The sequence below is a fragment of the Thermofilum sp. genome (genome assembly GCF_038871435.1).
In the GTDB taxonomy this organism is placed as follows: Archaea; Thermoproteota; Thermoprotei; order Thermofilales; family Thermofilaceae; genus Thermofilum; species Thermofilum adornatum.
Genome location: NZ_JAVZIC010000011.1, coordinates 1 through 25,654 on the forward strand (window position 1 = coordinate 1; position 25,654 = coordinate 25,654).

The window sequence follows — 25,654 nt, forward strand, 5'->3', positions numbered from 1 at the left end:
GCGGCTCGAAGATTTCTAGGTTCCCGTCTCCTCCTGGAAGCCCAGTGCCGTATGTCTGGGGGAGGTTCACAATTAATATTGTGAAGCTTCCGCCCTCTGAGCCAGAGAAGCACAACCGTATACCGGGAGAGGCGTGGGCCGGCTTCGACATGAGGCTTTTGCCGGAGGAGGACCTGGAAGAGGCTATACGCGAGCTCCTCAGCACGATTTCCTCTATAGCCATGAAGCATGGAGTAGCACTTGAGACAACGATTCTCGGGAAACAAAAAGGCTGGTACTCGAAAAACCAGGCCTTCGTGCAGAAAGTCGTCACTGCGGCCAGCAAGGCTAGAGGAGGCAATATCGGGATAGCGGCAGAGCTGGGCGGAAACGACGGCTCCTTCTTCGACGAGTATGGAATGGACGTGATTGCTTTTGGAACAATACGTGAAGGGACAAACATCCACAGTGAGGGCGAATTCGTGTATCTAGAAGACATAGAGTTCTTCCGAAAATTCATGGTGGAATTCCTAAAGGCGTAGCCCAGATGCCCCTGAAGCTATACGTAAAATATGTCTCGGTCGTCAGGGACCAAGTAGGCAAGGACCAAGAAGTAATTGTCCTAGATAAAGAGAAGGCTACACTCAGAGAGCTTCTACAGCTCCTGTACGAGAAATATCGCCTGGAAGAATCCCCCGTCGAAGAGCTCCTGGTGCTCGTAAACGGTAAACGCCTAGACCTCGACGAGTACCTTCCAGACGAGAGCCAAATAATTATAGCGCCCCCAGTATCTGGTGGATAAAATGGCACAGAAAGGCTTCATTCGGGTGGGGTTCGTCGAAAAAATTGAGCCAGCCCAGCTACTCGGCGATTTTCTCGGTTCACTGGGCACAGAGGCTGGAGCAGTAACGATATTTACAGGGCGCATCAAGGGCAATATAGAGGGTAAAAAGGTCAACAGCCTTGTATATGAAGCCGCCGAGCCCTACTCCACGCAGAGCCTAGAAAAAATAGCCCGCGAGGAGCTCGAAAAGAACGGCCTCCTCGGGATAATGATTTACCACAAGAAAGGCGAAGCGTTCCCAGGCGAACCCGTACTCTTTATAGCTGTAGCCTCTGTGTCAAGAAAAGAAGCCATGCATGGGCTATCCACGGTGCTTGAACGGGTTAAGCATGAGGCATACGTCTGGAAGCTCGAAAAGAGGGAGGACGGCGACTACTGGATAATTGGGGACTCGAAAAGGGTTCCCAAGAAAGAAAGGTAGCTAAATTCTATTCCTCCTTTTTCTTTACCTTTTCAACTACCCTTATCGACCTTATTTCTGTCTGCGGGTATTGGCCGCGGTCATCCTTTTCTAGGGCTTTAACCATGTCCCAAATCGTGAGAAGGGCCACGCTAACACCCGTAAGCGCCTCCATCTCTACGCCTGTCCTGGCAGTTGTCTTCACGTTCACAGTGACCTTTGCCTCTTCGTCAAGCAACTCCACGTCGACCTGTACAGATGTTATTGGAATAGGGTGACATAGGGGTATAATTTCCCATGTACGTTTAACGGCAAGAATAGCCGCGGTCTTGGCCACGGAGACAACGTCGCCCTTTGGGACCTCGCCCCTCCTAATCTTCTCGATTGTCTCCCTGCGTAGCTTTATAGCCCCAACAGCCGTAGCCTCACGGTAGACCTCCTCTTTCCCAGTTATATCGACCATTCTCACTTTCCCGGCTTCAGACATAGCTACTTACCCCTAGCCAGCGACAGGATATGCCCGCTTTCGGGCAATATAAGTTTCTCCAATGCAAGTTTCACTGCGTTTGGCGAGCCAGGCAAGAGGAACACGAGCTTGCCAGAAAAGATGCCGGCAACACTGTTTGTTAGGAAGGCTGAAGGCCCTATCTCGTTGTAGCTAAGATATCTAAAGACGTCCCCAAAACCAGTCAGGGTTTTCTCGAGGACTTGTCCAAGCGTCTGGATCGTTACATCGCTAGGAGCGGGCCCCGTCCCGCCACTAAACACAATCACGTCTATATCCTCCCTGGTTGCAAGCTCTAGGAATGCTTCAAGCAAGAGCCGCGGGTTGTCGGGGATCAAAACGTATTCTACAAGCGTGTCGCCGTTTGCCTCTATGAGCTTTTTAGCTACTTCTATGGACTCGTCGGGTATGGTTTTTCCTCCAAGCTTTGCCTCGAAGCGCGACGTGCTAACCGTGACAAAAGCATACCTGAGGTTTTTCAGGGCCTTGGCTTTGTGCTCATGCATCCCAGAATGTATATGGTGCGGCATCGATTATTCACCAGCCTTAACTATGCGACAAGAACTTTTATATTGTATGATGGCCAAAATAACGCGTGGAAGAACGGAAAACACAGCAAGAGCCACAGAAGATTATCGGCGAAGGACGGCTGTCAGGCGACAAAGTAGTAGTTACAGACAGTGATGCCGTTTCGAAGCTTGCCGAGAAGGGCTACGGTTTCCAGACGACGTCCGGGCTAGAGCTCTCACTTGTTGAGGCCGCATATCTCCTACACAGGGGCCTACTCAAAGTGAAAAATGAGAAGGGGGAAGAAGTCCAGTTCAGCGAACTTGTAAAGCTGGCGGCCCAGGGCGACCCCGACTTCTGGCTGAAGCTGAACGTGTATGCAGACCTGAGGAATAGGTCATTTATAGTCCGGCACGGGGTTAACCCACGCGAGTTTCTCCTCGACTGGAAAAAGAAGAACAAGGTGCACCGCTTACTCATAAGGATCGTAGTGGAGGGCACAAAGATGGGGTTCGAAGAGTTTGAAGACATGTTTAGAAGGGCCCTAGAAAGCGACAGGGAGCTCGTCGTGGCAGTAGTAGATAAAGAGGGCGTCGTAACCTATTATACTGTTGAGGGTGGAAGCTATGAGCAAGTCTCCAAAGGAACTGAAGATAGTTTCGAGGTACCTTCTGAGTAAGAAGGACAGGAAGAAGCTAGAGGAAGAAGCAGAGAAGGAGCTTGGAAAAGACTACGTAGCGAAGATACAGGAAGCAGAACGCGTAGAAATAGCCATAGTCAAACACCCAGAGCTCAGCGAGCTCTACTTTCTAGACAACACCCTGGCATTTGTCAGGGTAACAGGGGACGGATTCATACCCTCTCTATACTATATCTACAAGGCCAATCTATCCCCAAGCTACCCCTCCGTATACGTTGATGCAGGCGCCGTGCCAAAAATCCTGAACGGTGCAGACGTAATGGTTCCAGGAATAAAAAAGATAGAGGGAGAATTCGGGCCCAACACAAGGGTCCTCGTAAAGGAACTAGACAAGGCCAGGACGATAGCTATAGGCTTATCCCTGATGAGCTCACAAGAAATCAAGACCAGCCAAAAAGGAAAAGCAATAAAAACGCTCCACTATCTAGGAGACGAGGTCTGGAACCTCTCAACAAAGTAGCCCCTATACGAGGCGTATACTCTCGGCGTTCTGCGGGGCCCTCACTTCGAAGCTTAGGCCAGACTTCTTCTTGAACCACTCGCTGCCAAGGTAACGCATAAACTCGTCTATCTTGCTTGTCTCGCCATGGTTGAGGATAACCGTTTTAGGTGTAGGCTCCATTCTACGTATAAAAGCCTCTAGTTGCCTCCTGTCGCTGTGCCCAGAAAAGCCCTCAACCCTGTATACCTGCATCTTTAGATCCTTTGTTATGGCTTTCCCAGAGGGGTCTGAGAACGTTATCTTCCTGAGGCCTCCAAGAATCTTTCGGCCAAGCGTGCCCTCAACCTGGTAGCTTACGAAGACAAGACTACTGTTCTCGTCGTCTGCAAGCATCCTTAGATAGTCCAACACGGGGCCGCCCGTAAGCATGCCGGATGTAGCGAGAATTATTGCCGGCTTCTTTTCTATCACGTCTTCGCGGGCCTCGCCACGTATAACGTGGATATTCTCAGAAGTGAACGGGTTTTCATCGTTATAGATCATGCCCCTGATTGTTGCCGAGAGGTATTCGGGAAAAGTCATGTGTACAGCTGAAACCTCGTCAATCATGCCCTCGATAAATATGGGTAGCTGTGGTATGGCCTGCTTCTTCATCAGGTCAAGCAAGGCCAGCAGAACCTCCTGGGCCCTGCCCACTGCGAGGACAGGTATAAGTACTATGCCGTTTCGCTGTGCAGTCTCCAGGACTATTTTCCCGAGCTCCAGCTTCGCGTCATCCTCGCTTGGCAAAACATCTGTCTTGGAGCCGTAGGTGCTCTCAATAATCAAGACCTCTGCCCTCGGGAACTTGTTGTATGCAGGGTCGAGAAGCATTGTCCTCGCATACTTCACGTCGCCAGTATATACTATATTTATCAGGCCGTCGCCTATATGTAGATGGATCATAGCTGATCCCAAGATGTGTCCAGCCCTGTAAAACGTCAGCCTAATCTCCGGTGCAATGTCGGTAACTTCTCCATATGTCAGCGTGTACGTGTTGAGAATAAACGAGTTCACGTCACGCATAGAGTATAGCGGGTCTTTGCCTTCGCGTTCAGACACCTTTACGTAGTCCTCCAAGAGGAGCTTCGCCAAGTGGAGGGTTGGCTCGGTCATGTATACGGGCCCCTTGTAGCCGTGCTTGAACAGCACGGGCAGGGCGCCTATATGGTCGAGGTGCGCATGGGTAATAACGACCGCGTCCAGGTCGTCCACGTCGAACTCTGGCAAATCGAACAATGGTAGCTCGTCACCGTTGCCCGTAGGCTTTAACCCAGCGTCCATGAGGATGTTTGCCTCCGGCGTCTGTACTAGGATGGCGCTCCTGCCGACCTCCCTTGCCGCGCCGAGCGAGACTATCCTGACCATCTGTGTCGGGAAGATAGGCTTCCTATAGACCTTGTAGCCAAGCTTCTTCAGGAAGTCTATTCTCTCTTGCTTCGACGCCCTGTAGAGGTCCCTGATCTCCTTCACGGTTCTCGAGTGAACCGGGGGCCTCCTCAATACACGTGGGGTCCAAAGCGTCTCGAAGAATATGGCGTTTAATGCGTCCTGTGTAACTTTCTCAGGAAAGAGTACCTCTATTTCGACCTCGCCTGTGATATCGTTGAAGTAGACGTTTTTTAGCCCGGCCTCTTCTGGTATGAGCTTCTCGATTACTTCCTCTGTCTCTTTTTCGCTTTTTCTCTTTTCTGGGTCGCCCCGAATTATTACCCTCTTCTTGATTGTCTTGGCAATCTTCTTTACAAGCTCGCCGTCGTTTTCCAAGAACACCTGGGGGCGCCTCGTGTATATGGCTACCTTTGGCCCCTCAAAGTCTACCTTTGTTATCTCTGTATCCCTGGGCACTGTGCTGAATATTGCCTCACGGATTTCCCTGGCAACTGCAACTATTGATTCCAAGAATTTCACCTGGAAAAGGCTCTTAGCCAAATTGCTAGTGAAAAATCAAATATATAAACCCTAGCCTAGCGCCTGATCAGCTTTACTCCCTCCCTTGTAACTGTAGCCACGTCTACGCCCTCGCCGCTCCCAGGATCCCTTGCCAGGGCAACATTAACCGCCTTGACAGCTAGGTTAACAGCTTCCTCGAGCGTCATGTCTTCCCTGTATTCGTGCTCCAGCATCGAGACAGCGTAGGGAGACCCCGAGCCTGTAGCGGTGTATTTCTCCTGCGTAACCGTGCCGAGCCAGTCCACCGAGTAGAGGGATGGGCCGTCGCCGTCCAGCCCGCCTATAAGCATCTGGACGAGCAGTATTGGTCTATAATTGAATAGGATAAGCGACGTCAAGGTGGCTAGGCTCTTGACAGGTATAGGTGTCCCAACAGTCGTCTTGTAGTATCCAGCCTCGACCTTGAGCCTATCGATAAGCATTTGTGCGTCTCCAACAGTCCCAGCTATAGTCGCCGCTACATGTGAATCTATCTCTACTATTTTCCATACCTGCTTGTTGGCAATATAGCTCCCAGCCGTTGCCCTCCTATCAGCAGCAAGAACCACAAAGTCCTTACCCACTATTCCGACAGTAGTTGTGCCCTTCAGGAAGTTCTTTTCAATAGCCATACCTAACCCTAACCATCATGAACGCGATACATATAAATTAATATCTCTGCGGAGCTCCGGCTACACGTTCCCATCTGCTACAGGTTTAAATAGAGGACAATAATTTTTCCCCCATATGAGTGATGATGAATTTGCAGAAGCAATTAAAAAACAGCCACTAGTCAATATAGGTACCGCGGGACACGTCGACCATGGCAAGACAACGCTGGTCCAGGCACTTACGGGTATATGGGCCTCGAGGCACAGCGAAGAGATAAAGAGAGGCATAACCCTAAAGATTGGCTACGCTGATGCCGAGATATACAGGTGCCCAAAGTGTCCCCCGCCGCAGGCCTACTATACTAGTGCCACGATGCCTAAGGACGGGAAGTGCAAGTACTGTGGAACTCCTCTAGAATTCGTTAGGAAAGTCTCGTTCGTCGACGTGCCGGGACACGAAATGCTCATGTCAATCATGCTTGCAGGCACAGCCCTCATGGACGGCGCACTCCTGGTCATCGACGCTACTAAGGAGTGTCCCCAGCCCCAGACCCGGGAACACTTGACGGCTCTCTCAATAATCGGCGTGAAAAACATAGTTATTGTCCAGAACAAGATAGACGTTGTCTCGAAGGAGCGTGCAAAGGAAAACTACGAAGAAATAAAGAGGTTTGTCGAGGGAACAGTAGCAGAAAATGCTCCAATTATACCTGTGTCAGCTCTACACAAGGTCAACATAGACGCGCTGATATGGGCCCTCGAGAAGTACATTCCTACCCCCAAGAGAGACACATCCAAGCCCCCCAGAATGTACGTGATAAGGTCATTTGACGTCAACAAGCCTGGCACCAGCGTCAAGGACATGGTTGGGGGAGTGCTGGGTGGAACAGTTGTCCAGGGCAAGTTCGAGCTTGGACACGAGATAGAGATAAGGCCTGGAATCAAGCTAAAGAAGGACGGCCAAGAGGTCTACGAGCCAGTCTACACCACTATAACCTCGCTAAAGACGGGGAACCAGCCGCTTGAAAAAGCCTACCCAGGAGGCCTAATAGCCGTGGGAACAACACTTGACCCAAGCCTCACAAAGGCAGACGCGTTGATTGGGAACGTTGTAGGCTACCCGGGCACTCTGCCACCGGCTCTCTACGACGTAGAGATAGATACATATCTTTTGGAGAGGGTCGTGGGAATTGATCAGCCCCTCAAGGTCGAACCAATTAAGGCGGGCGAAATACTGCTGATAAACATCGGCACCTCCCTGTCCATTGGGCAAGCGACAAGCACCAGAGACAACGTGGTACACTTGAAGCTCCGCATCCCAGTAGTGGCGGAAAAGGGCGACAGGGTCGCCATCTCTAGGCAGATCGCCGGCAAATGGAGGCTTATAGGCTACGGCTATGTCAAGTAATTCCCCCTTTCCATGTAGAAGCAGGAGCGTCGATGGGAAATGGGGAGAAAAACAATATCAATGGTAACCGAGTCCTTCGCGTCGAAGGGGTCAATTTTCCAGCCAATGCTTTCCAGCAAGTGCATTGGCTGTGAAAACTTCTCTGTATGCATAGGCGCGCTCAGGCCACTAGTCAGCTATAGGGTGGTCTCTACCCGGAACCACTACAACGTGTGCCCGGCGCTGGCGGAGAGAATGCAAGTAGTCGAGGTAGAAGAGTTGCCCTTCCAGGTGATTCTAGAAGCCCAGGTAGCGATACCGGGCGCATCTGTCCGATACACTAGGCCATCTTGTAGCGAGGACATAAAAAAGCAGTACCCCCTAGAGTGCAACCCGGTCTACCTAGAAGAAGGCGAAAAAATAAACGTTATAAAGCGTGTCGCAAAAGTCGGAGAAAACCTTTACCTATGCGAAGTGGAGGCTACTGCTCCTCCTTCGCCTCGGCTCTGGATTCTTGCGAAGCACTTTCTTGCCCAGCGGAAGACTCCTTAGACTCCTCCTTCGCTGCTTCTCCTTTCTTTTCTTCCTCCTTCTTTGGCCTCTCGATGGGCACCTTGGCTACGAATTCTACATTGTTGATATTTTCGAAGTGCCTCTGGACATCCCTCACAAAGCCGCTGAGAAGCGTGAAGGCGTTTTCAATGAGGAATATCGAGGTCGGCACCTCTATTTTTACTGTGTCCCCAGCTATCTCTGCCTTTATATTCTCTTTGGGGATGTTCCTGAACCACCTGTGGAACAGTTCCCTTATTTTTTCTGCATCGTCCTTGAGGATCTTTTCGAGCGTCAACTCTACCTTGACCTTTTTGCCTGCAAATGGATGGTTAAAGTCTATTGTAACTCTTCCCGCCCCTATCCTTATTACTCGGCCCCTCCTTCCCTCGATCTCTACTTCTTCGCCGACCCTTGGTATGACCCCCCTGCTTGAAAGCTCCCTCGCTGGGAGAATCACTATGTTTTTAGGGTCTCTCTCGCCGAAGGCCTGGGAAGGCTCGAGGACGAACTCTCTCTTTTCATTCTCATTCATCTCTACAAGCACGTCCTCGATGGGTTTTATGACGAAGCCCTCCCCAATAATGACTAGTTCAGGCTCGAAGACTACGTTCTCGGTCTTGAGCCCAGCCTTCTCGGCAACCTCCTTGTAGGTGGTGTCAATCACTTTTTCCTGCGTGTCGTCGAGCACTGTGAGCGTGTAGTTGATCAGTACGAATTCTCCCTTCTGCAGTCCCATACTTTTATCGCCGCAGTGTCGAAGAAATCATCTAAATATTAATTTTACCTTTTCCAAGCCTCCATGAAAAGCAAATTTATAAGCACAGTTTCATCTTTGATTTTAGGTTTCTGGTGACTAATTTGAGTGATGGAGAAAAACCCCAAGAAATAGAGCTGAAGGTCTTGGAGGTCAGGCAACACGAGGCTGGAAGAGGCAGAGTAAGAATAGACGAAGACGCAATGGAGGCACTCGGCATCAGCGCGGGCGACGTCGTAGAGATAGAGGGCAAGAGAAAGACCGTGGCAGTGGCGTGGCCGGGCTACGCCGAGGACAAGGGGAAAGGAGTCATAAGGATGGATGGCTGGACACGTAAAAACGCCGGGGTAAGCATCGGCGACAAGGTGAAGGTGCGCAGGGCCGAAGTAAAGCCAGCAACGTTTGTCAGGCTGGCCCCAGTCTCAATGACGCTAGCGGTGGACGAGAACTTCATTGCATACGTCAAGAAACGCCTGCTCGACAGGCCGATAATAGAGGGAGACGTTATACAGATACCCGTACTTGGGCAAGTGATACACTTCACTGTCACAAACATAAAGCCAAAGGGAGTAGTAGTCGTAACCGACAAGACACAGCTAAAGATACTTGAAAGACCAGTAGACACAGGCAAAATACCAAGGGTCACATACGACGACATCGGAGACCTAGAGGAGGCCAAGCAGAAGATACGTGAAATGGTTGAGTTGCCCCTCAGGCACCCCGAGCTCTTCAAGCGCCTAGGCATCGATCCGCCGAAGGGCATCCTGCTCTACGGCCCGCCAGGCACAGGAAAGACCTTGCTGGCTAAGGCTGTCGCAAACGAGACAGACGCATACTTCATAGCAATCAACGGTCCAGAAATAATGAGTAAGTTTTATGGCGAAAGCGAGCAGAGGCTGAGAGAAATCTTTGAAGAGGCAAAGGAGCACGCCCCCGCAATAATTTTCATAGACGAGATCGACGCCATCGCCCCAAAGAGAGAGGAGGTTACAGGAGAAGTTGAGAAGAGGGTAGTAGCACAGCTACTAGCACTAATGGACGGACTCGAGGCACGCGGAGACGTGATAGTCATAGGCGCGACAAACAGGCCCAACGCTGTTGACCCAGCCCTCAGGAGGCCTGGCAGGTTCGACAGGGAAATAGAGATAGGCATACCAGACAAGCGTGGACGCCTAGAGATACTCAAGGTACACACCAGGAGCATGCCGCTAGCAAAGGACGTCGACCTCGAGAAGCTAGCAGAGATAACACACGGGTACGTAGGCGCAGATATAGCCGCCCTCTGCAGAGAAGCCGCAATGAAGGCCCTGAGAAGGGTTCTCCCAAAGATAGACCTAGAACGCGAAGAAATCCCAGTAGAAGTCCTAGAGACAATCGAAGTCACAATGGAGGACTTCATGAATGCATACAGGGAAATAACTCCAAGCGCCCTCAGGGAAATCGAGGTAGAAGTCCCAACTGTACGCTGGACCGACATAGGTGGACTAGAAGAAGTAAAACAGCAGCTCCGCGAGGCAGTAGAATGGCCACTGAAATATCCAGACTCGTTTAGGCGCCTAGGCATCGATCCGCCGAAGGGCATCCTGCTCTACGGCCCGCCAGGCACAGGCAAGACCTTGCTGGCAAAAGCTGTAGCCACCGAGAGCGAGGCAAACTTTGTAAGCATAAAGGGTCCAGAAGTCTTCAGCAAGTGGGTAGGAGAAAGCGAGAGGGCAGTAAGGGAGCTCTTCAGGAAGGCCAGACAGGTCGCCCCAAGCATAATCTTCATCGACGAGATAGACGCCCTCGCCCCAATGAGGGGACTCGTCTCGACAGACTCGGGCGTAACAGAGCGCGTAGTAAGCCAGCTCCTCACAGAGATAGACGGCCTAGAAAGGCTTGAGGGCGTGGTCGTGATTGCCGCCACTAACAGGCCCGACATAATTGACCCAGCATTGCTGAGGCCGGGCAGGTTTGACCGACTAATATATGTCCCGCCGCCAGACGAGAAAGCCAGGCTAGAGATACTCAAGGTACACACGAGGAACATGCCGCTCGCAGAAGACGTAGACCTCCTAGAAATAGCCAAAAAGACAGAAGGCTACACAGGTGCAGACATAGAGGTGCTCGTGAGGGAGGCTGGTCTCCTAGCTCTACGAGAAAACATAAACATTGACAAGGTCTATGCCAGGCACTTCGAAGAGGCACTAAAGAAGGTCAAGCCGTCCCTCACACAGGACATTATAAAGTTCTACGAGGCCTGGAACGAGAGGGCCAGGAAAGTCTCCAAGCAACAGCTAACCGTAACAGGATTCTACGTGTGAAGAAAATGAACAACGAGGCAGTCCTATTTGTTCTCTCTGAGCTTAAACGGAACAACGGGACACTAAACGACAAAGACCTCTACGAAAACGTAAACAAGGCCCTAAAATACGTCGGGCAAGAAATCTCGCCCAAAGAGTTCAACAAGCTACTCCTCATACTCGAGACACGTGGCTATATAAGGGTCGAAGGCTCCAGGAAAAACATGAGGATAATCAAGCTACTCAAGAAAGAGGCGAACACAAGTGGGAGTTAAAATAAAGGAGCTAGTAGAGCCCGTAGCAAAGGAGGTAGACCTAGAATTCTTCGCCAAAAAGGTCATAGCCATAGACGCTTACAACATCCTCTACCAGTTCCTCGCAACAATAAGGCAGAAAGACGGCACACCCCTAATGGACGCACAGGGCAACATAACCAGCCACCTCAACGGCCTATTCTACAGGACAATAAACTTCGTAGAGGTAGGCATAAAGCCCGTCTACGTCTTCGACGGCAAGCCCCCAGAACTAAAACAGAAGGAGCTGGAGAGAAGGCTACAGGTAAAAGTCCAGGCAGAACAAAAATACAAGGAGGCAATCGAGAGAGGAGACCTCGAGGAAGCCAGAGTCTATGCACAGCAGACCAGCAGGCTCTCCACGTCCATGGTCGAAGACGCCAAGCTACTCCTACAGTACATGGGCATACCATACATAAACGCCCCAAGCGAGGGAGAAGCCCAGGCCGCACACCTAGCAAAAAAGGGAGACGCCTGGGCCACGGGCAGCCAGGACTTCGACTCCCTGTTGTTCGGAAGCCCCAGACTAGTCAGAAACCTCGGCGTCACCGGCAAGAGGAAGCTGCCCAGGAAAGACGTCTACGTAGAAGTAAAGCCAGAAATAATAGAGCTAGAACAGCTCCTAAAAACACACGGCATAACACATGAACAGCTAATAGTCATAGGCATACTCGTAGGCACAGACTACGCTCCAGAAGGCGCAAAAGACATAGGCGTAAAAAAGGCACTAAAACTAGTCAAAGAGCTCAGGGACCCCGACAAAATCTTCAAAACAGTCGAGTGGCAAAGCGACGTCCCGCCCCAAGAAATACTAAAGCTCTTCCAAAACCCACCAGTCACAGACAACTACACCCTCACGTGGAGACAGCCAGACAAAGAAAAAATCATAAGCCTACTAGTAGACAAGCACCAGTTCTCCCTAGACAGGGTAACAAACGCCCTAGACAGGCTAGAAAAAGCATACAACACACACTTCCGCCAACAATCACTGGAAACATGGTTCGGCTTCTAGACGGCACACCCATAGAGATAATCAACGCCAAGGGACACCCAAACATACGCGCAACCCACAAAACCACAATGGAGATAACCAGAGACCCAGAACTCACACCACGCGGAGACTGCATCATCGGAGTAAAAGCAGACAAAGCCGCAAAAGACCTCTCACCACAAACCCTAAACCTAATCAAGACCCCAGCCCCAATACTAATCATAATCTACCTACCACAACACGACACATACGACCACTTCTACGCCCACGGAAACCCAAACCTAAACCCCACACACCCATCCTCCATAGTAATAAGAAAAAGCACCTACATCGACCCACGCACAATCGCGACACAGTCCCAAAAAGCCGCAAACGACCTACCACAACACATCAAAAACCACCTAAAAAACCCAGACACCCATATACAACTCATAATCACACACCCAAACCAAACACCACAACAAGTAATACAGCTAATCAAGAGCCAGTCATATTAAGTGAAAGAAAAATCCTAAACTATGAGGAAGCCTTTTTCTCACTTTGAACAAGAAAAGAACAAAAAGCTGTAATTCTTCGCAATTTAGATTTTTTATCTAACAAAGCGATAAAGCTTAATATTTGATAATACAAACTTCTTAATAGAGGGACATGCGTCTGCTCCAGGGCATTTTAAGTTTAGATTCCATAGGAAAGCTCCGAGAAATAGTTGAAACATCCACGAATGAACGTGAATTCTGCGAGCTCCTGGCAAATCATTTAGGAGCAAGAGCCAACACAGTAATCAACGGTGTAGAAGCAGATTTGTCGATAGACACAGAAGCCTGCGAAGTAAAGCTGTATCCTTCAAGGTTCTACAGTGGCTTTGGCCAAGCGCTAGCACTTGTACACATAGCAGGATTCAAAGATGTATGTGTCTTCCACGTAGTAAAGACAATTAGTGAAGAATACATGGAAAATTTAAGGAAGCTTTGCACTGCAACCAATCTCAAGGCATGCGTATATTCAGAGGTGAGCGGTTTACATGTCATCAACATGTAAGGTTGTATCTTTTGTATCTGCGTCTGGCGGTGTTGGAAAAACAACACTAGCAATATTCCTGGCAAAGTGGCTCGTCGAGAAGAGACTCGTCTCGCCACTAAAACTGCTAATACTAGACCTTGACCCCACAGCTGGGCTAAGCCTTTCTTTGATGGAGGAAGATAAATATGACGACAGTCTTACAAAAGGGTCCACCCTGGTTAACCTTTACAGAGATTACAACAAAGGCTTGATTACGAGAAAAATTAGCGACTACGTCACGCCGGTAAAACATGGAGGTGTAGAGCTTAACATTCTACCTCCAGGAGAAGACTTAGAACAAATTGTGGAGGAACTCTGGAATACCGGGCGTCCAGGCCCCGAGTTTCGAGAACTCCTAGAGAAAAGCGGAGCATACAACTTTTACGACTTTATAATTATTGATAGTGCCCCATTCTTCGATGTACGCTACACGGTTTTGAGCATATATGCTGCTACACGATACGTAGTCGTCCTAAGACCATCCATAGTAGATTCCAGGAGAACAGCCAGAATGCTGAGAAGACTCATGAAATACGCAAAAGATTTTGGGCTGTCGACCCCAGACTATATGGCAAGGTTTCTCGGAGTCATTAATCTAGCTAAGTCAGGAACAATAGAAGCAGATGCACTTTTAAACCTAAACTTCGTAGGCGTAAAACCAAGCAGAGGCTTTAACCTATTCAAACATCCCAGTGATGAGAGACGCAAAAACCTAGAAAAATCAATTGAAGGGCTTAAAAGTCTCATCAATTTCTCTAACTACGTACTACCCCTAAACGCAGACATATCAAGGCTCGAATTCAAAGAGATAATCAAAGGCGGAAAAAGCGATGACGATCTAAAGAACACAACAGAAAACCTCTTAAAAGACATATGGTCACACGCCACATGCCAAAAAAGCATAACATAAACCCAACGAGAACTCCATGAAGCCGACAACTAGAAGAGACGATCCCTTAAGCCTAAAACACACAGCCTATTACAAGCTTGACCGCTGTATCCCCTGCCATCCTTAACACGATGCAAAATAACGTAACGCCTCCCTTATCATCTCCTCATTCAGGCTGGGATAATAGTCCCTAACAATCTCCTCTATAGACACGCCGGCCCCAAGAAGCTCAACAACATCACTAACCAGAACCCTGGTTCCCTTAAACACAGGCTTACCATGACAAACCTCGTCATCAATAACAATATACCTACCAATCTCCAGCCTCATAACCCTAAAATAAACACACGGGGGTTTAAAATCTAAACGAAAAAGCGGACAAAAATTGCCCATAAATGGTGATTATTAGGAGAAAAACTAAAACATGTTTCATGACTAACTAAAAAGCCACTATTGGTGTTCTTCCTTTCTTTGGCGTGAAGAAAAACAGCATGCAGGGTGACTTACAAATTTATTTATTCTTGTTTTTAAGAGAATATACATTAGATGCCAAAATGACGCAGTCTAACGAAACAGATTCATATAAAGAGGTGATTCTTCAAGAATTGCTTAAACGAACTTCGCTACCGCTACTCGGCGAAGACATAAAAGTCGCTGTAAAAATGCTGAAGGCTTCTCTAATAGGAAACAAAATTTCCTTCAGCAAAGATACAATTTTAGAGGTGGCAAAACAATTAGGCTTAACACCAAGCCTTAGCGAGATTAAATCACCTAGGCCCAATCTGCCAACTACTTATAGGGCCTATTTCACGATTAGAGATAAGTCGGTAACTATAGCAATTGAACAAACAGACATTCCCCTTGTACATAAATTCAATTCTCTAGAAATTCGATGCAAAAGTGCCGGAACTATCAATTCATACTTTTTGGATTTCTATGACTTCATTAGTAATTTGATTGCGAAAGGTATATTTGTCTTTGATAGAGGCAATCCAAAAGAAGTCCTAGTAAAAGATCCAGAAAGATTTAGAAAAATCCTGGATGACCTAGAAAACGAGTTTTCAGACAAATTAATAATACCCGAGAAAAATATTTTTCTTTCGATACTTCTTTCCTACCAGCGTATAGTAAACTATTACTTCCTAAAAAAAGGCGACACACTTATACGGCTTGAGAGAATTGGCAAAACACTAAAATATGTTGACAAAAGAGTTGTAATAGTACCACAAGACATCGTTAGAGACAGTGAACTAATCCTCGAAGTGTTCATTTCTGCAACAGAAGAATCTGGTGCTTTGTGGGCCGGAATAACCCCAAGATGGTACAGTATACACATATTTCTAAACCCATGCGAATCAATATGGAGTTCCATGGCAAGCTACGAAGAGATTAAAAAGTACCAGATAAGCTTTGAAGATAAGATTACACTAGACAACGAACTTGAAAAATTACTTCTAAGGACTGTAAAAGGCATAGACAAAGAGTTTTTGTTAAAAAGCGGCTTATTCAGATTATCAAGCACAAAGCCAAATAACAAACAAGGAACGAATCTTCATCAAGAAGTTCAAGAACTCCTTGCTAATTTGGGCAGAGAACTAGAACTTCAAAGCATCATCGAATACAATCTTGGGAACACCAGAATAGATGTTGCCTGGCTAGACAAGGGCCTTCTAAAATTCGCCTTCGAAATAGTAATAGAGGGAAGCATCCTAGAAGCACTCTACAGACTCCAAAACGTGAATGCTGAGAAAAAGATACTTATAGTTAAAGATGATCGACTAAAAGAAGCAGAAGGAAAAGCCCACAACGAAATAAAAATCATACCCCTCTCATACCTCTACAACCGTAGCAAAATAGACCTAATTAGACACCTGCTACTCTAATAAGAACAGGAATACTGCTACATCCTCCCCAAGACCATATCTCACAGACTGCCACATGTTTCCTATAAGAAAATGCCCAAACACATCCAGTGCAAACTCATCATCAAAAGCCAGCAGAAAAACTATGCACATGCAAAGAAAAATTTATTACCAGACAACCCCTACTAAAAAACGACCTTAGGGCCCGTGGCTCAGCCTGGTGGAGCATCCGGCTGATAACCGGGGGGTCCCGGGTTCGAATCCCGGCGGGCCCACCACCCACCTCCTTCTCACACTCCTAGCCCCACACAGCAAAACATTTTTAAGCAGTCCCCAGAATAAATAACCGCAAACAACAACTATTCGTAGCCCCGGTCGTCTAGTGGCCCAGGAAGGCTAACCCTGGAATGGCGGCCTGTCGAGCCGCAGAACCCGGGTTCGAATCCCGGCCGGGGCGCCACGCCCCTCTTTTAGCTCATCGCTGGAAATAAATTCCTGCTACCGTTTAGGTTGTGGATATGTGGAAAAATTTGAATATAACAATGTTATTTCTAAGCATAACAATGTTATGCATATTATTTTGAACAGAGAAAAACAAAAATAACAAAGTTATTATTAAGAATAATTTCGTTATTAATTCTTGCCTTGAAGGTTTGCAAGGTAGCTCTCCAAGGAGAATCCTCTTCCAACCAAGGCACCGAGGCTCATACTGCTAGCACCAGAATATTTGGGCAAAGCCCGACTCTTCACGATGAAATTTTGTGGCTTGCCTTGCCGATAGGACTTAAAATGGCGATCAGTTTTATTTTAGGGGCAACCATGGAGTTGCAAGCCGTCCTGTGGAAAGAAGAAGACATGTACATAATCAAGGAGGTCACTACAGGCGTAACGACACAAGGGAGAACAATCGAGGAGGCCATCCAAAACCTGAAAGAGGCGCTTGAACTTTACCTAGAAGAGTTCCCAGAGATTGTGGAAAAATCGAGATAGGGTTCAAAGCTTTCTTTGATAAAGAGAAGTCTGTTATAGGTACCTTACTAGTACTAAATGGTACTATGTTTCTAACTTCTATTAGTACTTAAATGGTACTGTATCGGTACCAATATTGTGTTGTTACAAGAGTAAAAGAAAAAGTGGTACTGGCACGTAGGATATGTGTCTCTCTGGGTCGGAGTCTAAAATGTCTCTGGTGAGTACTATGGTGTTTGGGGATATTGTTTTCCTATTCAGGTATTTGCGATATTTGCATTCTATTTGGAAACGGTATAATTGTTCTTTTTTTCTGATGCATGAGATGAAGTCAATTTCTTTGGACTCTGATGTGGGTGTTTTTCCATACATTAGTACTCTGTCGTAGTTTATTGTTCCTGGCAAGTGTTCAAAGAGTTGCTGTGCTAGCAAGAGGTGGGAAGCCACCACGCTTTCTACGAAGAGCCCCTTGAATTTTTCATCTTTTAAGAGTGTTCTCGACTTTTCCAGCGGATCGGGTATGTTGTTTAGGTATGCATATAGCGAGTAGAAAAGGAATGGGTCGAGTATGTATAGTTTAGGGTTTTCATTGTAGTTTGGCTGACACTGTGTGTCTTTCCTTTCACTATATGAGAAGAAAAATGCCCATGTCGATTTTAGATATTGTAAGTATTGGTCCCTGATTTGCTTTTCCTTTAAATTTCTTTCTATTTCTGTAAGGTCGGATACGTTAAAAGGTCCGGATAGCTTTTTAGGATTCACAAGCTCAGTTAGAATCTTTCGAAGAAGCTGTGGATCTAACCCTGCCTTTTTTGAATCATTGATAAGCAGTTCGGCTATTTCGTAATAGAAGTTTTCCGTGATCTTTTTATTCTCATAAAACTCTTTGACTGCTTTTGGATAACCGCCATGGATTAAATAAGCCTCAAACATCTCTTCAAGCGATGCACCAAATCCGTTGTAGAGATCCCATAAATTTTCATTGATTTTTCCTTCTTTCAAATCAACAAGAATATTGAATCTTATACCTGCTTTTCTTTTTCTACCACTGCTTAGGTACGAATCCAACTCGCTACTTAACCCCTCTGCTACTTCTGAGAAACGTAAAGGAGTAAAAAGCAAGTTTCCTCCCAAGTTAAATGCCGTTGCTAGTTCGCCTCGTCTACTGCTACTAAGCTTTTCGGCTGCCTGTGCCAGATCCATTGAGTGGCTTCCAGTAGCTATTATTATTAGTCTTCCTTGAGAAAGTAATCCTTGATCTGAGATGTTTTTTAGAACCAGTGACCAATTTTCATACATGGAGACTTCGTCTAAGAAAATGTACTTATCTCCCTCGGTCTTAGCCAGCGTTTCTAATATTTCAAGAAGGCTAGTATTCCCAAGTCTCTGGTAGTCAAGTGAGATATAGTAGATGCTTTGAGGATCGATTCTTAGCTCATTGATTAAAGAATATATAAGTAATTTTATCACTGTAGTTTTACCCGCGCGCCTAGGACCTCTAATCGTTACTATCCCGTATTTGTTTCGGTTCCTCTTTAATGTATCCCTGATATAACGGTACATCCGGCTGATGACTTTGTAGGGTTCACGTTTATACTCCAAGAACTCTTTATCTTTTTCGTACCAAAGGCCATCTACCCACCACGGGTTATACAGTCTAAGTTTTTGTCGAAGCCTCTCTACGGATGTACCGCTCAAGGTACTCCACCCGCTTCTGCAGCTTGATGAGGTCGAGGCCTATCCTCCCGAGCTCCTTCCTCATTTGGTCCTGCCTCTGGAGCAAGTACTCCAAGTTCTCCTCTATGCCTCCCTCAATCTCTCCGAGGTGTTTAAGCACGAGCCTCTTAACGTAACCAGGCACAGTTAGCCCCTGCTCCTGGGCCAGCTTTTTGAGCTCCTCGTAGTGCTCCTCGTCAATATAGAACTTTACCTGCCTCAAGCCGCCTCGGTACTATAACGGTACCAAGAGGTACTTAAAATTAGTGTTTATGGTTGCTAGAAATGAATCTTTCTGAACTGTATAGTACCTATAAGGGTACCAAAAAGTACCAGAGAACCAACGTCTAGGCCAACATTCAGTGAAGTCTACAGATTCCTCCAAGTAATCTATAATACATCGAGCAGAGTATCTTAAACTTTACTTAATATACAAAAAACTAAATTTTATAAGCCTAAAGCAGGCATCATAATTCCAATATTTCTATCCTTTTGGGCTCCATTCGCCAATTATTTGTCCTCTTTTATGTTTCTTTCCGCTTCTAGTGGCTACACGATAGTATTTTTTCGTTTTCGGGTTGTGTATACGTTTGCGTTTTTTAGTGGCCATGCTTATATTGTTAAAAACAGTTCTATAAATAATTGATTTCGAAAAATGATGAACTTTTTAGGAAATTTTTACTTTAACTCTTTTTGTCTCGCTTGGATAGGCTGTGCGCCATAGAAACCAAGGGATGTCTTCTCTAATTTCTCTAAAGTCTTTGAAGAGAAATGGAAAGACAACTAGCATCGTGGCCGAAAGCGAAAACAGTAGGAATGGTAAAGGATTCATCAGAATGCTTAGTGAAAGTGCTGGAATCAGGAAGCTAAATGTTTCTATAATGTCCGTTGCCTCGAATAGGCCATTTAGAAAAGTCTGCATATTCTTGGATAGGGATTTGAATGCAAAAAGTGCAGGTTGTAGAGAAACAGCTGATAAAGCCGCTATAAATAAGTAGTAAATGTTTGTTTTCCATACTTCATAGAGCACCAAAGCGAAACTAATGAGGGCCAATAATGCCAGGCCGATATAAACTTGAAGGACTCTTCCAGAAAATTTTCCCCTTAGCCTAACTGCCTTCTCAAGGTGACCAGCAGGGGCTTCCAGAGCATTTCCTAACACTGCAAACAAAACTGCAAAAGTGTATTTTGCCGCACAAATTACTGCTTCTCGAGGCGTCCGTGCCACTGGCTGCCTATCAAGCATTTTTCTTAATTCTTTTCGACCGATAGGCTTTGCATCGAAAATAGTAGGGTCATCTAGTAACTCATGATATTTTCTAGCTTTCTTCTCTATCTCGTCGTGAAGCCATTTATCATAAGTTGGAGAAGGGACACATCTGTCTTGAACATAGTGCAGGACTTTTCCTAGCTCAGCTATTCCCGCCTCAGAAACAGTTCTATACCTTAATATTTCCCTGCGTACCTTATCTAGTCTGCCCAATATATCTCTCTTTTTGTTGTATAATGCAAAGAATAACTGTACATCAGATGGTAAGTTCTGGGAAGCAACATCAATATTCTCTGAGTGATGAGCTATCCTTCTTCTATAAACCCTAGTACCACCCGTTTCGAAGTCAAAATATCTCATTTCAGCATATTCGGCTTCCTCATCCAGCTTCACGTTTTCTCTAACCAGCTTTCTATCAAAATTTCTTGGTAACACTACTGGCAACTCCATTGACCTAAGATAAGAAAGAGCCCTCTGAGTTACTACCTTATGTGTTTCCCCATGCATTAAGACCAAATATACTGATCACTGACAGCTAATAAAAGTTTTAGACGCCAACATCTTTCATCCATGAAAAATCATATAGCACGCCTGAGAAGACCAAAGAGATACTCACCAGGAAAAACTTGGAAAACCAATCTAGAAGATCCCGGCAAACACAGGCAACCCCCTACAAGAAAGGAGACCCTAGAACAAGTGTGCGCGCACTCCAGCTCGACCCCACATACAAGGGAAAAAGATGTGGTTCTCAATTCTTTCTTAGTTGCATCCGTGGGTGGCTGTACGACACGGTACTTTGCATGTATCTCTCTTTCAATTCTTTCTGAGTTGCATCCTCACCGACGGGCGCGTCGTTTTTCATGCCATAGACTTGCTTTCAATTCTTTCTCAGTTGCATCGCGTCTTATCCTAGAAGTATACAAGGAGCTTTTCCAATCTTTCAATTCTTTCTCAGTTGCATCCATACAGCCATCGGCGCTAGTAATGAGATTCCCGAGGATCCTCTTTCAATTCTTTCTCAGTTGCATCTCAACATATGTGATTCAGTTCTTGTTACAGGGGGCTTTGGCTAAACCTTTCAATTCTTTCTCAGTTGCATCAGACCTCAAGAAGGCCCTAGACGAGGCGAAAGAGAAGTCTTTCAATTCTTTCTCAGTTGCATCCGAATTGTTTTGCTCGGGTGGGGTTTATATGTTTAACGTTTAATTTTTTGAAGAAGCCTGCAAAACTGCCCTAGCACTCAAAATTACACGTTGGAAGCTTCTGAAACTTCCCACCAGGGAATCTTCCCAGAATGCCCCGTTTTGGGTCGGGAATTCTTCCCGTAATCTCTTTTCAAAATAACCTTCCCAACGAGAAACTTCATAAACAACTTTTAGTTTTCCTTCAAGGAAAACGTTGACAAAAAGGCGTTATGCATTTACGATAGAGGTTGGTAGAGGCAAGTAGTTCTCTTCCTCAATGTTTTATTCTTGGCGTTGCTCTGTTTCTGACTTGACCGCTCGAGCCCGCAGAAAAATCTCAACCTTTCACGGTAAAGAAAAATTTATTACCAAACGAGCTAAATATCAAAATGACCTTTTGGGCCGGTAGCTCAGCAAGGTAGAGCGGCGGTCTCTTAGAGAGGTCGAGGCTCCAGACCCGAAGGTCGGGGGTTCAAATCCCTCCCGGCCCACCAGTTTTCGCTTGATTGCTTGGGGTGTCTAGGCTTTTCAGAATCATCTTGGAGTGTTTTGGCTGGTGTGCCGGGCGTGGGTTGCCGCTTTTCATTGCGTGCGCTGTGCGTCTCGAGCGGCGACCTTTTGGGCGCCCGGCATGTATTTATTTTGGTTTGGGTTTATGTTTTTGGTGGTTGTTGTGGAGAGGGATATTGAGCTGATTAAGCGTAGGATGTTGCTTGAGATGCAGAGGAAGATGCTTGCCAGGGAGGCTAAGAAGCCGGCTGAGGCGGTGGACTACTATTCGGTTTTCTTGGAGCACTTGACCGAGGATGGGCGCGAGATGTTTAATCGTGCCCTTGAGCAGTACGGGGAGGTCGCGAAGAAGGTTGCCGTGAAGATTGGCCAGCTTTATCATAGTGGGCGCCTCAGCGGGAGCCTCGATGCTAGTGCTGTTTACTGGGTTTTCCAGGAGATAGGCCTGCCCATCAGGATAGAGACTAGGATTGTCTACAAGAAGGGTGGCGAGGTCAAGTCTATCAGTGACATGTTGAAGGAGGAAGAGGAGTAGGCCTCGGAGGGCATCTTTATATACTTGTTGACTGGTTTTTTGTTGCATTGGGTGCATGTATATGGGTAAAGCCGTGAAGCTGATATTTGTCGGCGCGGACTGGGCCCCCTTCAATGATAAGCTTAAGCGTTTGTGCCAGGAGGTCGCCGCTGCGAAGGGCGTAGAGTTCGAGGAGAAGAAGGAGGACTACGTCTTCTTGACCAAGTACGGCGAGACAGACGAGCTTGGGGGAGCCGACATCCCGCAGGTCTTTGTCCAGTTCGACGATGGGACGATAAAACATGTCTTGACGAAGGTGCCGGTCGTAGGGATGAACCCCGACTTTGAGGCCGCCAGGAAAAAGCTGGAGGAGGCCTTGGCCTAGAATAGTGTCTGTGTTTTTCCTTCTAGTAGGTCTTCGAAGTCTATTTCTAGCGCGTCTAGGACTTGTTGGAGGGTTGTCTTCATTATTTCGATGTATTTGTCTGGGTCTATCTCGTCGAGCCTTGCGACCTGTACGGCTTTGACTCCCTCTTTGTTCCTGGTCTTCACGAAGGCTATTATCTCGCCCTCTGGAACCGCTTCTTCCAGCTTGACGTCGGGTGGGACGAGTTTGAGTTTCTTCCTGTATTCTAGGAGCTGTCTCGCCGCCTTGACGTGTTGTGGGGTTGTCTTGGTGTATTCTTTGAGGGACTTTGTGAGGGCTACTTTGAAGGCTAGCTGGTCTAGTGGGACCTCGTGTTTCTTTAGGTGTTTGAGCGAGTCTTTGACTTTCTCTTCGACTTTTTCTACGGATTTCTCGAATACGAGTATGTTGTCTGCCTTTGATAGCTCTGCGATGATGTCTGAGAAAACGTTCTTGATGTAGTCTGGCGTGTTCCTCTTCTTGCCCGTGAGGCCCTTTATGTCTACCTTGCCCTCCTTTAGGAGGCCCAAGTAGTTCTTCTTGCGCTTGCTGAATACGACCCACTTGTACTCCTTGTCTATGCTCAGGTCGATCTGCAGGTCGTTCAGGACGCTCTGCAGGAGGCTTTCCAGCTTCTCTGGCGCGGGGTTCCAGAGGAACAGGCTGTCCGTGTCGCCGTATAGGACTGGGATGCCCATCTTGACGGCTTTCTCCATGGTCTTCAGGATCGAGTACCTGCCCAGGGCTGTAGTGCTCTCGGCGACTGGTGGACAGTAGAGGGAAAACGATTCCGCACCGAAGACTCCATAGCTGGCGTTTAGGAAGACCTTGAGCGCCGACTGGATGACTTCGTACTGCATTTTTTCTTGCTCGTCTTTGCTTGCCTTTGCCCCCTTCTTGTAGACGTAGACCCTGAGGTCCCTGAGGATGCCTATAACTTCGGACATCAGCCCCCTCCTCTTTTTACACACCCAGTGCGGAGTGCCAGGTATCTTGTTGTCCCTGCACTCCTCGTGTGGGCACCGGACGGTCTCGTAGCTCAGGTTCCACTTCTTGATGACGCTTGGGTATAGGGAGGCGAAGTCCACGACCACGACGTTGAAGTACACGCCGGGCAAGGGGTTGATGACTATTGCGCCCATGTATTTCTTCCCCTTTATGATGGCCTTTGTCGAGGTCTGACCCTTTATGCTCAGTATGTCCTCTGGGTTCGGGATAAGCCAGCCCCTCTGCCTGTGCTCATAGTAGAACATGTTTCTGATCCACGCAGAGATGTTGTGGCGCGTCAGGTCCTCTATTGGGAGCTTCGATATCCTCATCATCAGTATAATGAGCTTCACTACCAAGTCGTCGTTGAACGCCGTGAGCTTGTAGGTTAGCTCCGCGTCCCGCAGGTTGTACTCCACGAGCCTCTCAGGCGTCATCTCGCTGATAGCCTCGTCGTGCTTGACCTTGCCAATGCCCAGCAGCGCGCTTGCGACCTCGTCAAGGGTCCTCCCCTCCCTGTACTTGTTTCCAAACGCGTAGACCCTCATCGACCTATTCGTGAAAAACGCGTAGAGGTCAATGTGGACAGCGTTTTTGAGTTCTGCGTACTCCGCCTTTGGGCTCCACTCGATGGGTATCTCTTCTGGCTTGAATCCAAGCTTCTTGGCCCTGTTGTATAGGTAGGGCAGGTCGAAGTTGTCCCCGTTAAACGTGAGGACGACTGGGTACGCGCTGATAAGGCTGAAGACTGCCGCTAGCAGGCTCTTCTCGTCCTCGAAGACAGTTATCTTCGCGTCTCCCAATTTTATCTCTGGGACCTCCTGCCACCTCTTCAGCAGCAGTACGCCCTTCTGGCCGTCGGACGCATAGTAGGCCACAGCGATGACTGGCTTATCCGCGTTCTCGGGCTTGGGTATTATCCCCTGGGGCGACTCGACCTCTATGTCTATGGCTATCCTCTTGAGCTTCGGTATGGGAGTGTTCAGTATCTGGGCCCACGAGAGGTACTCTGCAAGCTCAGTCTTGTCTTTCACCATTTCCCTGATTAGCTTCTCAATGTGCTCGGGTACCGGCGATAGGGCTATCTTCGGCTTGCCGTCTTCAAGAGTATAGGGCATCCCCGGGATGAGGTTGCTGTCATATATGTAGCAGTGGTGGTACTTTATCTTGGCCTCCCACGCGTGGCCCTTCAACTGTTCCCTTATGCTGTCCTTCGCCCCACCTATCGACAATGGGTCAAGGGCCTCCACCTTCGTCATCAAGATCCATCTGTCGCTCAGCGGGTCGTACTTCTCGACAACGTCCAGCCTATTGAAACCCTTGTGTTTCAGGACGTCTGGGTACCTCTCGGCCAGCTCGTCGGGCTTCAGGTCGGTGAGGAGATACGGGTGGTGGTCGCTGTAGTCGGGGACCCTGACCAAGACGTGCTTCTCGTCGTCATAGAAATACATTTCAGCCCTTGCTTCTTTCCCGTTGTACTTGACCGAGAGGAGGTATAGCATTATGTCACCTAGAGAACCTTTCCAGGCTCCACACGTTCTTGCGGTACGCCTTCTTGTACTCGTTGTAGTGCTTCTTGCAAAGGTACACCCTGCCCTTCACGTCTTCCTTCAACGCGAGTCCAGACTTGCTCTTCTCGAACTCTTCCCTAGAAATCGACCTAACAGCCTGCTCGTTGCAGTCCTTTATCGAGCACGTCACGCCCTTAGAAATCTTACCCATTAGACCACCACAAATAATGGGTTCAACAGAGATATAACTTTATGTCTTAGAAAACATCTAGGGGAGAAATACCGTTTACTTCTTGTACCTCTTGGGCCTCAAGTCCCTGCTGTGGCACCTCCTACATCTCTCGGCGTTCCACGGGTTGCGGGCGTTACACTTCCTACATATCTTTACCCTGAAGTGGTGATTCAGAGCCAGCTGGAGCTTTTCAGGGTCCCTAATCGGCAAGAGTACCACCTAGCTACATTCACATATCTAGCCACTTTTAAGCTTATCGATAGCCGGCACAAAGAAGAAACCAGAAACCACTATATAAGCAAGCATGACAATGTTTTTAAGAAA

General features: G+C 47.5%; 29 protein-coding genes, 3 tRNA genes and 1 CRISPR repeat array. Of the genes, 20 read left to right on the forward strand and 12 right to left on the reverse strand.

Annotated elements, in window-relative coordinates; genetic code table 11:
• The 3 genes from QXT17_RS09225 to QXT17_RS09235 form a co-directional block, all read left to right on the forward strand.
• A partial coding sequence (locus tag QXT17_RS09225) for a M20/M25/M40 family metallo-hydrolase (RefSeq protein WP_342815821.1) occupies positions 1–521 on the forward strand: 521 nt, incomplete at its 5' end.
• Between the two features lie 5 nt (positions 522–526).
• Entirely contained in the window at positions 527–781 is a 255-nt protein-coding gene (locus QXT17_RS09230; RefSeq protein WP_052887135.1) for a MoaD/ThiS family protein, read from the forward strand.
• A 1-nt stretch (position 782) separates the two neighbouring features.
• Positions 783–1,244: a molybdenum cofactor biosynthesis protein MoaE gene (locus tag QXT17_RS09235; RefSeq protein ID WP_052887134.1), complete on the forward strand. Its 462-nt coding sequence runs from the start codon at positions 783–785 to the stop codon at positions 1,242–1,244.
• A gap of 7 nt (positions 1,245–1,251) precedes the next feature.
• On the opposite strand, the gene moaC is transcribed toward QXT17_RS09235, so the two are convergent.
• Both moaC and QXT17_RS09245 read right to left on the reverse strand, forming a co-directional pair.
• Entirely contained in the window at positions 1,252–1,710 is a 459-nt protein-coding gene (gene moaC / locus QXT17_RS09240; protein ID WP_148684691.1) for a cyclic pyranopterin monophosphate synthase MoaC, read from the reverse strand.
• Positions 1,711–1,712: 2 nt separating this feature from the next.
• On the reverse strand, positions 1,713–2,258 hold the full coding sequence (locus QXT17_RS09245) for a molybdenum cofactor biosynthesis protein B (RefSeq protein WP_244870328.1): 546 nt from the start codon (positions 2,256–2,258) through the stop codon (positions 1,713–1,715).
• A gap of 65 nt (positions 2,259–2,323) precedes the next feature.
• Between QXT17_RS09245 and QXT17_RS09250 the strand changes: the two genes are divergently transcribed.
• Entirely contained in the window at positions 2,324–2,914 is a 591-nt protein-coding gene (locus QXT17_RS09250) for a hypothetical protein (RefSeq protein ID WP_052887132.1), read from the forward strand.
• On the forward strand, positions 2,862–3,395 hold the full coding sequence (locus QXT17_RS09255) for a DUF1947 domain-containing protein (protein WP_020962196.1): 534 nt from the start codon (positions 2,862–2,864) through the stop codon (positions 3,393–3,395). Before QXT17_RS09250 ends, QXT17_RS09255 begins: the two co-directional genes overlap by 53 nt.
• A 3-nt stretch (positions 3,396–3,398) precedes the next feature.
• Here QXT17_RS09255 and QXT17_RS09260 read toward each other — a convergent pair whose 3' ends face one another.
• Both QXT17_RS09260 and psmB read right to left on the reverse strand, forming a co-directional pair.
• The gene (locus QXT17_RS09260) at positions 3,399–5,348 is read right to left on the reverse strand and encodes a beta-CASP ribonuclease aCPSF1 (protein ID WP_244870327.1); all 1,950 of its coding nucleotides are present in this window, start codon (positions 5,346–5,348) and stop codon (positions 3,399–3,401) included.
• A gap of 35 nt (positions 5,349–5,383) precedes the next feature.
• Entirely contained in the window at positions 5,384–5,980 is a 597-nt protein-coding gene (psmB, locus tag QXT17_RS09265) for an archaeal proteasome endopeptidase complex subunit beta (protein WP_020962194.1), read from the reverse strand.
• A gap of 115 nt (positions 5,981–6,095) precedes the next feature.
• Here psmB and QXT17_RS09270 point away from each other — a divergent pair, with 115 nt between their 5' ends.
• Entirely contained in the window at positions 6,096–7,367 is a 1,272-nt protein-coding gene (locus QXT17_RS09270) for a translation initiation factor IF-2 subunit gamma (RefSeq protein ID WP_020962193.1), read from the forward strand.
• A gap of 60 nt (positions 7,368–7,427) precedes the next feature.
• Positions 7,428–7,898, forward strand: a complete 471-nt coding sequence (locus tag QXT17_RS09275; RefSeq protein ID WP_187148147.1) for a UPF0179 family protein — start codon at positions 7,428–7,430, stop codon at positions 7,896–7,898.
• Here the strand turns inward: QXT17_RS09275 and QXT17_RS09280 are convergent.
• On the reverse strand, positions 7,828–8,637 hold the full coding sequence (locus tag QXT17_RS09280) for a peptidylprolyl isomerase (RefSeq protein ID WP_052887130.1): 810 nt from the start codon (positions 8,635–8,637) through the stop codon (positions 7,828–7,830). The genes QXT17_RS09275 and QXT17_RS09280 overlap by 71 nt on opposite strands.
• Positions 8,638–8,750: 113 nt before the next feature.
• Here QXT17_RS09280 and QXT17_RS09285 point away from each other — a divergent pair, with 113 nt between their 5' ends.
• From QXT17_RS09285 to QXT17_RS09310, 6 genes are all read left to right on the forward strand, one after another.
• The gene (locus QXT17_RS09285) at positions 8,751–10,958 is read left to right on the forward strand and encodes a CDC48 family AAA ATPase (protein WP_020962190.1); all 2,208 of its coding nucleotides are present in this window, start codon (positions 8,751–8,753) and stop codon (positions 10,956–10,958) included.
• On the forward strand, positions 10,955–11,212 hold the full coding sequence (locus QXT17_RS09290) for a hypothetical protein (protein ID WP_020962189.1): 258 nt from the start codon (positions 10,955–10,957) through the stop codon (positions 11,210–11,212). The genes QXT17_RS09285 and QXT17_RS09290 overlap by 4 nt, the downstream gene beginning before the upstream one ends.
• Complete coding sequence (gene fen / locus QXT17_RS09295) at positions 11,202–12,242, forward strand: flap endonuclease-1 (RefSeq protein ID WP_020962188.1); 1,041 nt, start codon at positions 11,202–11,204, stop codon at positions 12,240–12,242. The genes QXT17_RS09290 and fen overlap by 11 nt, the downstream gene beginning before the upstream one ends.
• A complete protein-coding gene (locus QXT17_RS09300) occupies positions 12,227–12,718 on the forward strand; it encodes a DUF371 domain-containing protein (protein ID WP_052887129.1) in 492 nt (163 codons plus the stop codon). Before fen ends, QXT17_RS09300 begins: the two co-directional genes overlap by 16 nt.
• A gap of 151 nt (positions 12,719–12,869) precedes the next feature.
• Positions 12,870–13,259: a hypothetical protein gene (locus QXT17_RS09305; protein WP_052887128.1), complete on the forward strand. Its 390-nt coding sequence runs from the start codon at positions 12,870–12,872 to the stop codon at positions 13,257–13,259.
• Positions 13,243–14,190: a ParA family protein gene (locus QXT17_RS09310; protein ID WP_052887127.1), complete on the forward strand. Its 948-nt coding sequence runs from the start codon at positions 13,243–13,245 to the stop codon at positions 14,188–14,190. Before QXT17_RS09305 ends, QXT17_RS09310 begins: the two co-directional genes overlap by 17 nt.
• 102 nt (positions 14,191–14,292) lie before the next feature.
• Here QXT17_RS09310 and QXT17_RS09315 read toward each other — a convergent pair whose 3' ends face one another.
• Positions 14,293–14,499 (reverse strand): DUF433 domain-containing protein, encoded by a 207-nt coding sequence (locus QXT17_RS09315; RefSeq protein ID WP_020962184.1) that lies wholly within the window; start codon positions 14,497–14,499, stop codon positions 14,293–14,295.
• A gap of 146 nt (positions 14,500–14,645) precedes the next feature.
• On the opposite strand from QXT17_RS09315, the gene QXT17_RS09320 reads away from it, so the two are divergent.
• From QXT17_RS09320 to QXT17_RS10080, 4 genes are all read left to right on the forward strand, one after another.
• The gene (locus QXT17_RS09320) at positions 14,646–16,052 is read left to right on the forward strand and encodes a hypothetical protein (protein WP_148684690.1); all 1,407 of its coding nucleotides are present in this window, start codon (positions 14,646–14,648) and stop codon (positions 16,050–16,052) included.
• A 180-nt stretch (positions 16,053–16,232) separates the two neighbouring features.
• A tRNA-Ile gene (locus QXT17_RS09325) sits at positions 16,233–16,309 on the forward strand.
• Positions 16,310–16,399: 90 nt separating this feature from the next.
• A tRNA-Asp gene (locus QXT17_RS09330) sits at positions 16,400–16,491 on the forward strand.
• A 185-nt stretch (positions 16,492–16,676) separates the two neighbouring features.
• Entirely contained in the window at positions 16,677–17,021 is a 345-nt protein-coding gene (locus QXT17_RS10080; protein WP_052887125.1) for a type II toxin-antitoxin system HicB family antitoxin, read from the forward strand.
• Positions 17,022–17,144: 123 nt separating this feature from the next.
• On the opposite strand, the gene QXT17_RS09340 is transcribed toward QXT17_RS10080, so the two are convergent.
• The 3 genes from QXT17_RS09340 to QXT17_RS09350 form a co-directional block, all read right to left on the reverse strand.
• Positions 17,145–18,698: an ATP-binding protein gene (locus QXT17_RS09340; protein ID WP_342783778.1), complete on the reverse strand. Its 1,554-nt coding sequence runs from the start codon at positions 18,696–18,698 to the stop codon at positions 17,145–17,147.
• Entirely contained in the window at positions 18,658–18,939 is a 282-nt protein-coding gene (locus tag QXT17_RS09345; RefSeq protein ID WP_020962179.1) for a ribbon-helix-helix domain-containing protein, read from the reverse strand. Before QXT17_RS09345 ends, QXT17_RS09340 begins: the two co-directional genes overlap by 41 nt.
• Before the next feature lie 444 nt (positions 18,940–19,383).
• Positions 19,384–20,493: a hypothetical protein gene (locus tag QXT17_RS09350; RefSeq protein WP_342783777.1), complete on the reverse strand. Its 1,110-nt coding sequence runs from the start codon at positions 20,491–20,493 to the stop codon at positions 19,384–19,386.
• A 238-nt stretch (positions 20,494–20,731) separates the two neighbouring features.
• Positions 20,732–21,149: direct repeats of the CRISPR family, unit length 25 nt; unit sequence CTTTCAATTCTTTCTCAGTTGCATC.
• A gap of 420 nt (positions 21,150–21,569) precedes the next feature.
• Here QXT17_RS09350 and QXT17_RS09355 point away from each other — a divergent pair.
• From QXT17_RS09355 to QXT17_RS09365, 3 genes are all read left to right on the forward strand, one after another.
• Positions 21,570–21,664, forward strand: a tRNA-Trp gene (locus QXT17_RS09355).
• A 137-nt stretch (positions 21,665–21,801) separates the two neighbouring features.
• Positions 21,802–22,215 (forward strand): hypothetical protein, encoded by a 414-nt coding sequence (locus QXT17_RS09360; RefSeq protein WP_148681990.1) that lies wholly within the window; start codon positions 21,802–21,804, stop codon positions 22,213–22,215.
• A gap of 61 nt (positions 22,216–22,276) precedes the next feature.
• Positions 22,277–22,579 (forward strand): hypothetical protein, encoded by a 303-nt coding sequence (locus QXT17_RS09365; protein WP_052885500.1) that lies wholly within the window; start codon positions 22,277–22,279, stop codon positions 22,577–22,579.
• On the opposite strand, the gene QXT17_RS09370 is transcribed toward QXT17_RS09365, so the two are convergent.
• The 3 genes from QXT17_RS09370 to QXT17_RS09380 form a co-directional block, all read right to left on the reverse strand.
• Positions 22,576–25,089 carry a DNA-directed DNA polymerase I gene (locus tag QXT17_RS09370; RefSeq protein WP_052887119.1) on the reverse strand — a complete coding sequence of 838 codons (2,514 nt, stop codon included), beginning with the start codon at positions 25,087–25,089 and terminating at the stop codon, positions 22,576–22,578. The two genes, QXT17_RS09365 and QXT17_RS09370, sit on opposite strands and share 4 nt — an antisense overlap.
• Before the next feature lie 4 nt (positions 25,090–25,093).
• Complete coding sequence (locus QXT17_RS09375) at positions 25,094–25,309, reverse strand: hypothetical protein (RefSeq protein WP_020962173.1); 216 nt, start codon at positions 25,307–25,309, stop codon at positions 25,094–25,096.
• 75 nt (positions 25,310–25,384) lie between these two features.
• Complete coding sequence (locus QXT17_RS09380; RefSeq protein ID WP_148681989.1) at positions 25,385–25,540, reverse strand: 50S ribosomal protein L40e; 156 nt, start codon at positions 25,538–25,540, stop codon at positions 25,385–25,387.
• Positions 25,541–25,654 lie beyond the last annotated feature (114 nt).

Coding starts and splice junctions, on each gene's coding strand:
- QXT17_RS09300 (WP_052887129.1), top strand. CDS start 12,227: ATGGTTCGGCTTCTAGACGGCACACCCATAGAGATAATCAACGCCAAG.
- moaC (WP_148684691.1), bottom strand. CDS start 1,710: ATGTCTGAAGCCGGGAAAGTGAGAATGGTCGATATAACTGGGAAAGAG.
- QXT17_RS09370 (WP_052887119.1), bottom strand. CDS start 25,089: ATGCTATACCTCCTCTCGGTCAAGTACAACGGGAAAGAAGCAAGGGCT.
- psmB (WP_020962194.1), bottom strand. CDS start 5,980: ATGGCTATTGAAAAGAACTTCCTGAAGGGCACAACTACTGTCGGAATA.
- QXT17_RS09270 (WP_020962193.1), top strand. CDS start 6,096: ATGAGTGATGATGAATTTGCAGAAGCAATTAAAAAACAGCCACTAGTC.
- QXT17_RS09275 (WP_187148147.1), top strand. CDS start 7,428: ATGGTAACCGAGTCCTTCGCGTCGAAGGGGTCAATTTTCCAGCCAATG.
- QXT17_RS09365 (WP_052885500.1), top strand. CDS start 22,277: ATGGGTAAAGCCGTGAAGCTGATATTTGTCGGCGCGGACTGGGCCCCC.
- QXT17_RS09235 (WP_052887134.1), top strand. CDS start 783: ATGGCACAGAAAGGCTTCATTCGGGTGGGGTTCGTCGAAAAAATTGAG.
- QXT17_RS09305 (WP_052887128.1), top strand. CDS start 12,870: ATGCGTCTGCTCCAGGGCATTTTAAGTTTAGATTCCATAGGAAAGCTC.
- QXT17_RS09350 (WP_342783777.1), bottom strand. CDS start 20,493: ATGCATGGGGAAACACATAAGGTAGTAACTCAGAGGGCTCTTTCTTAT.
- QXT17_RS09245 (WP_244870328.1), bottom strand. CDS start 2,258: ATGCCGCACCATATACATTCTGGGATGCATGAGCACAAAGCCAAGGCC.
- QXT17_RS09255 (WP_020962196.1), top strand. CDS start 2,862: ATGAGCAAGTCTCCAAAGGAACTGAAGATAGTTTCGAGGTACCTTCTG.
- QXT17_RS09310 (WP_052887127.1), top strand. CDS start 13,243: ATGTCATCAACATGTAAGGTTGTATCTTTTGTATCTGCGTCTGGCGGT.
- QXT17_RS09360 (WP_148681990.1), top strand. CDS start 21,802: ATGTATTTATTTTGGTTTGGGTTTATGTTTTTGGTGGTTGTTGTGGAG.
- QXT17_RS09230 (WP_052887135.1), top strand. CDS start 527: ATGCCCCTGAAGCTATACGTAAAATATGTCTCGGTCGTCAGGGACCAA.
- QXT17_RS09280 (WP_052887130.1), bottom strand. CDS start 8,637: ATGGGACTGCAGAAGGGAGAATTCGTACTGATCAACTACACGCTCACA.
- QXT17_RS09375 (WP_020962173.1), bottom strand. CDS start 25,309: ATGGGTAAGATTTCTAAGGGCGTGACGTGCTCGATAAAGGACTGCAAC.
- QXT17_RS09315 (WP_020962184.1), bottom strand. CDS start 14,499: ATGAGGCTGGAGATTGGTAGGTATATTGTTATTGATGACGAGGTTTGT.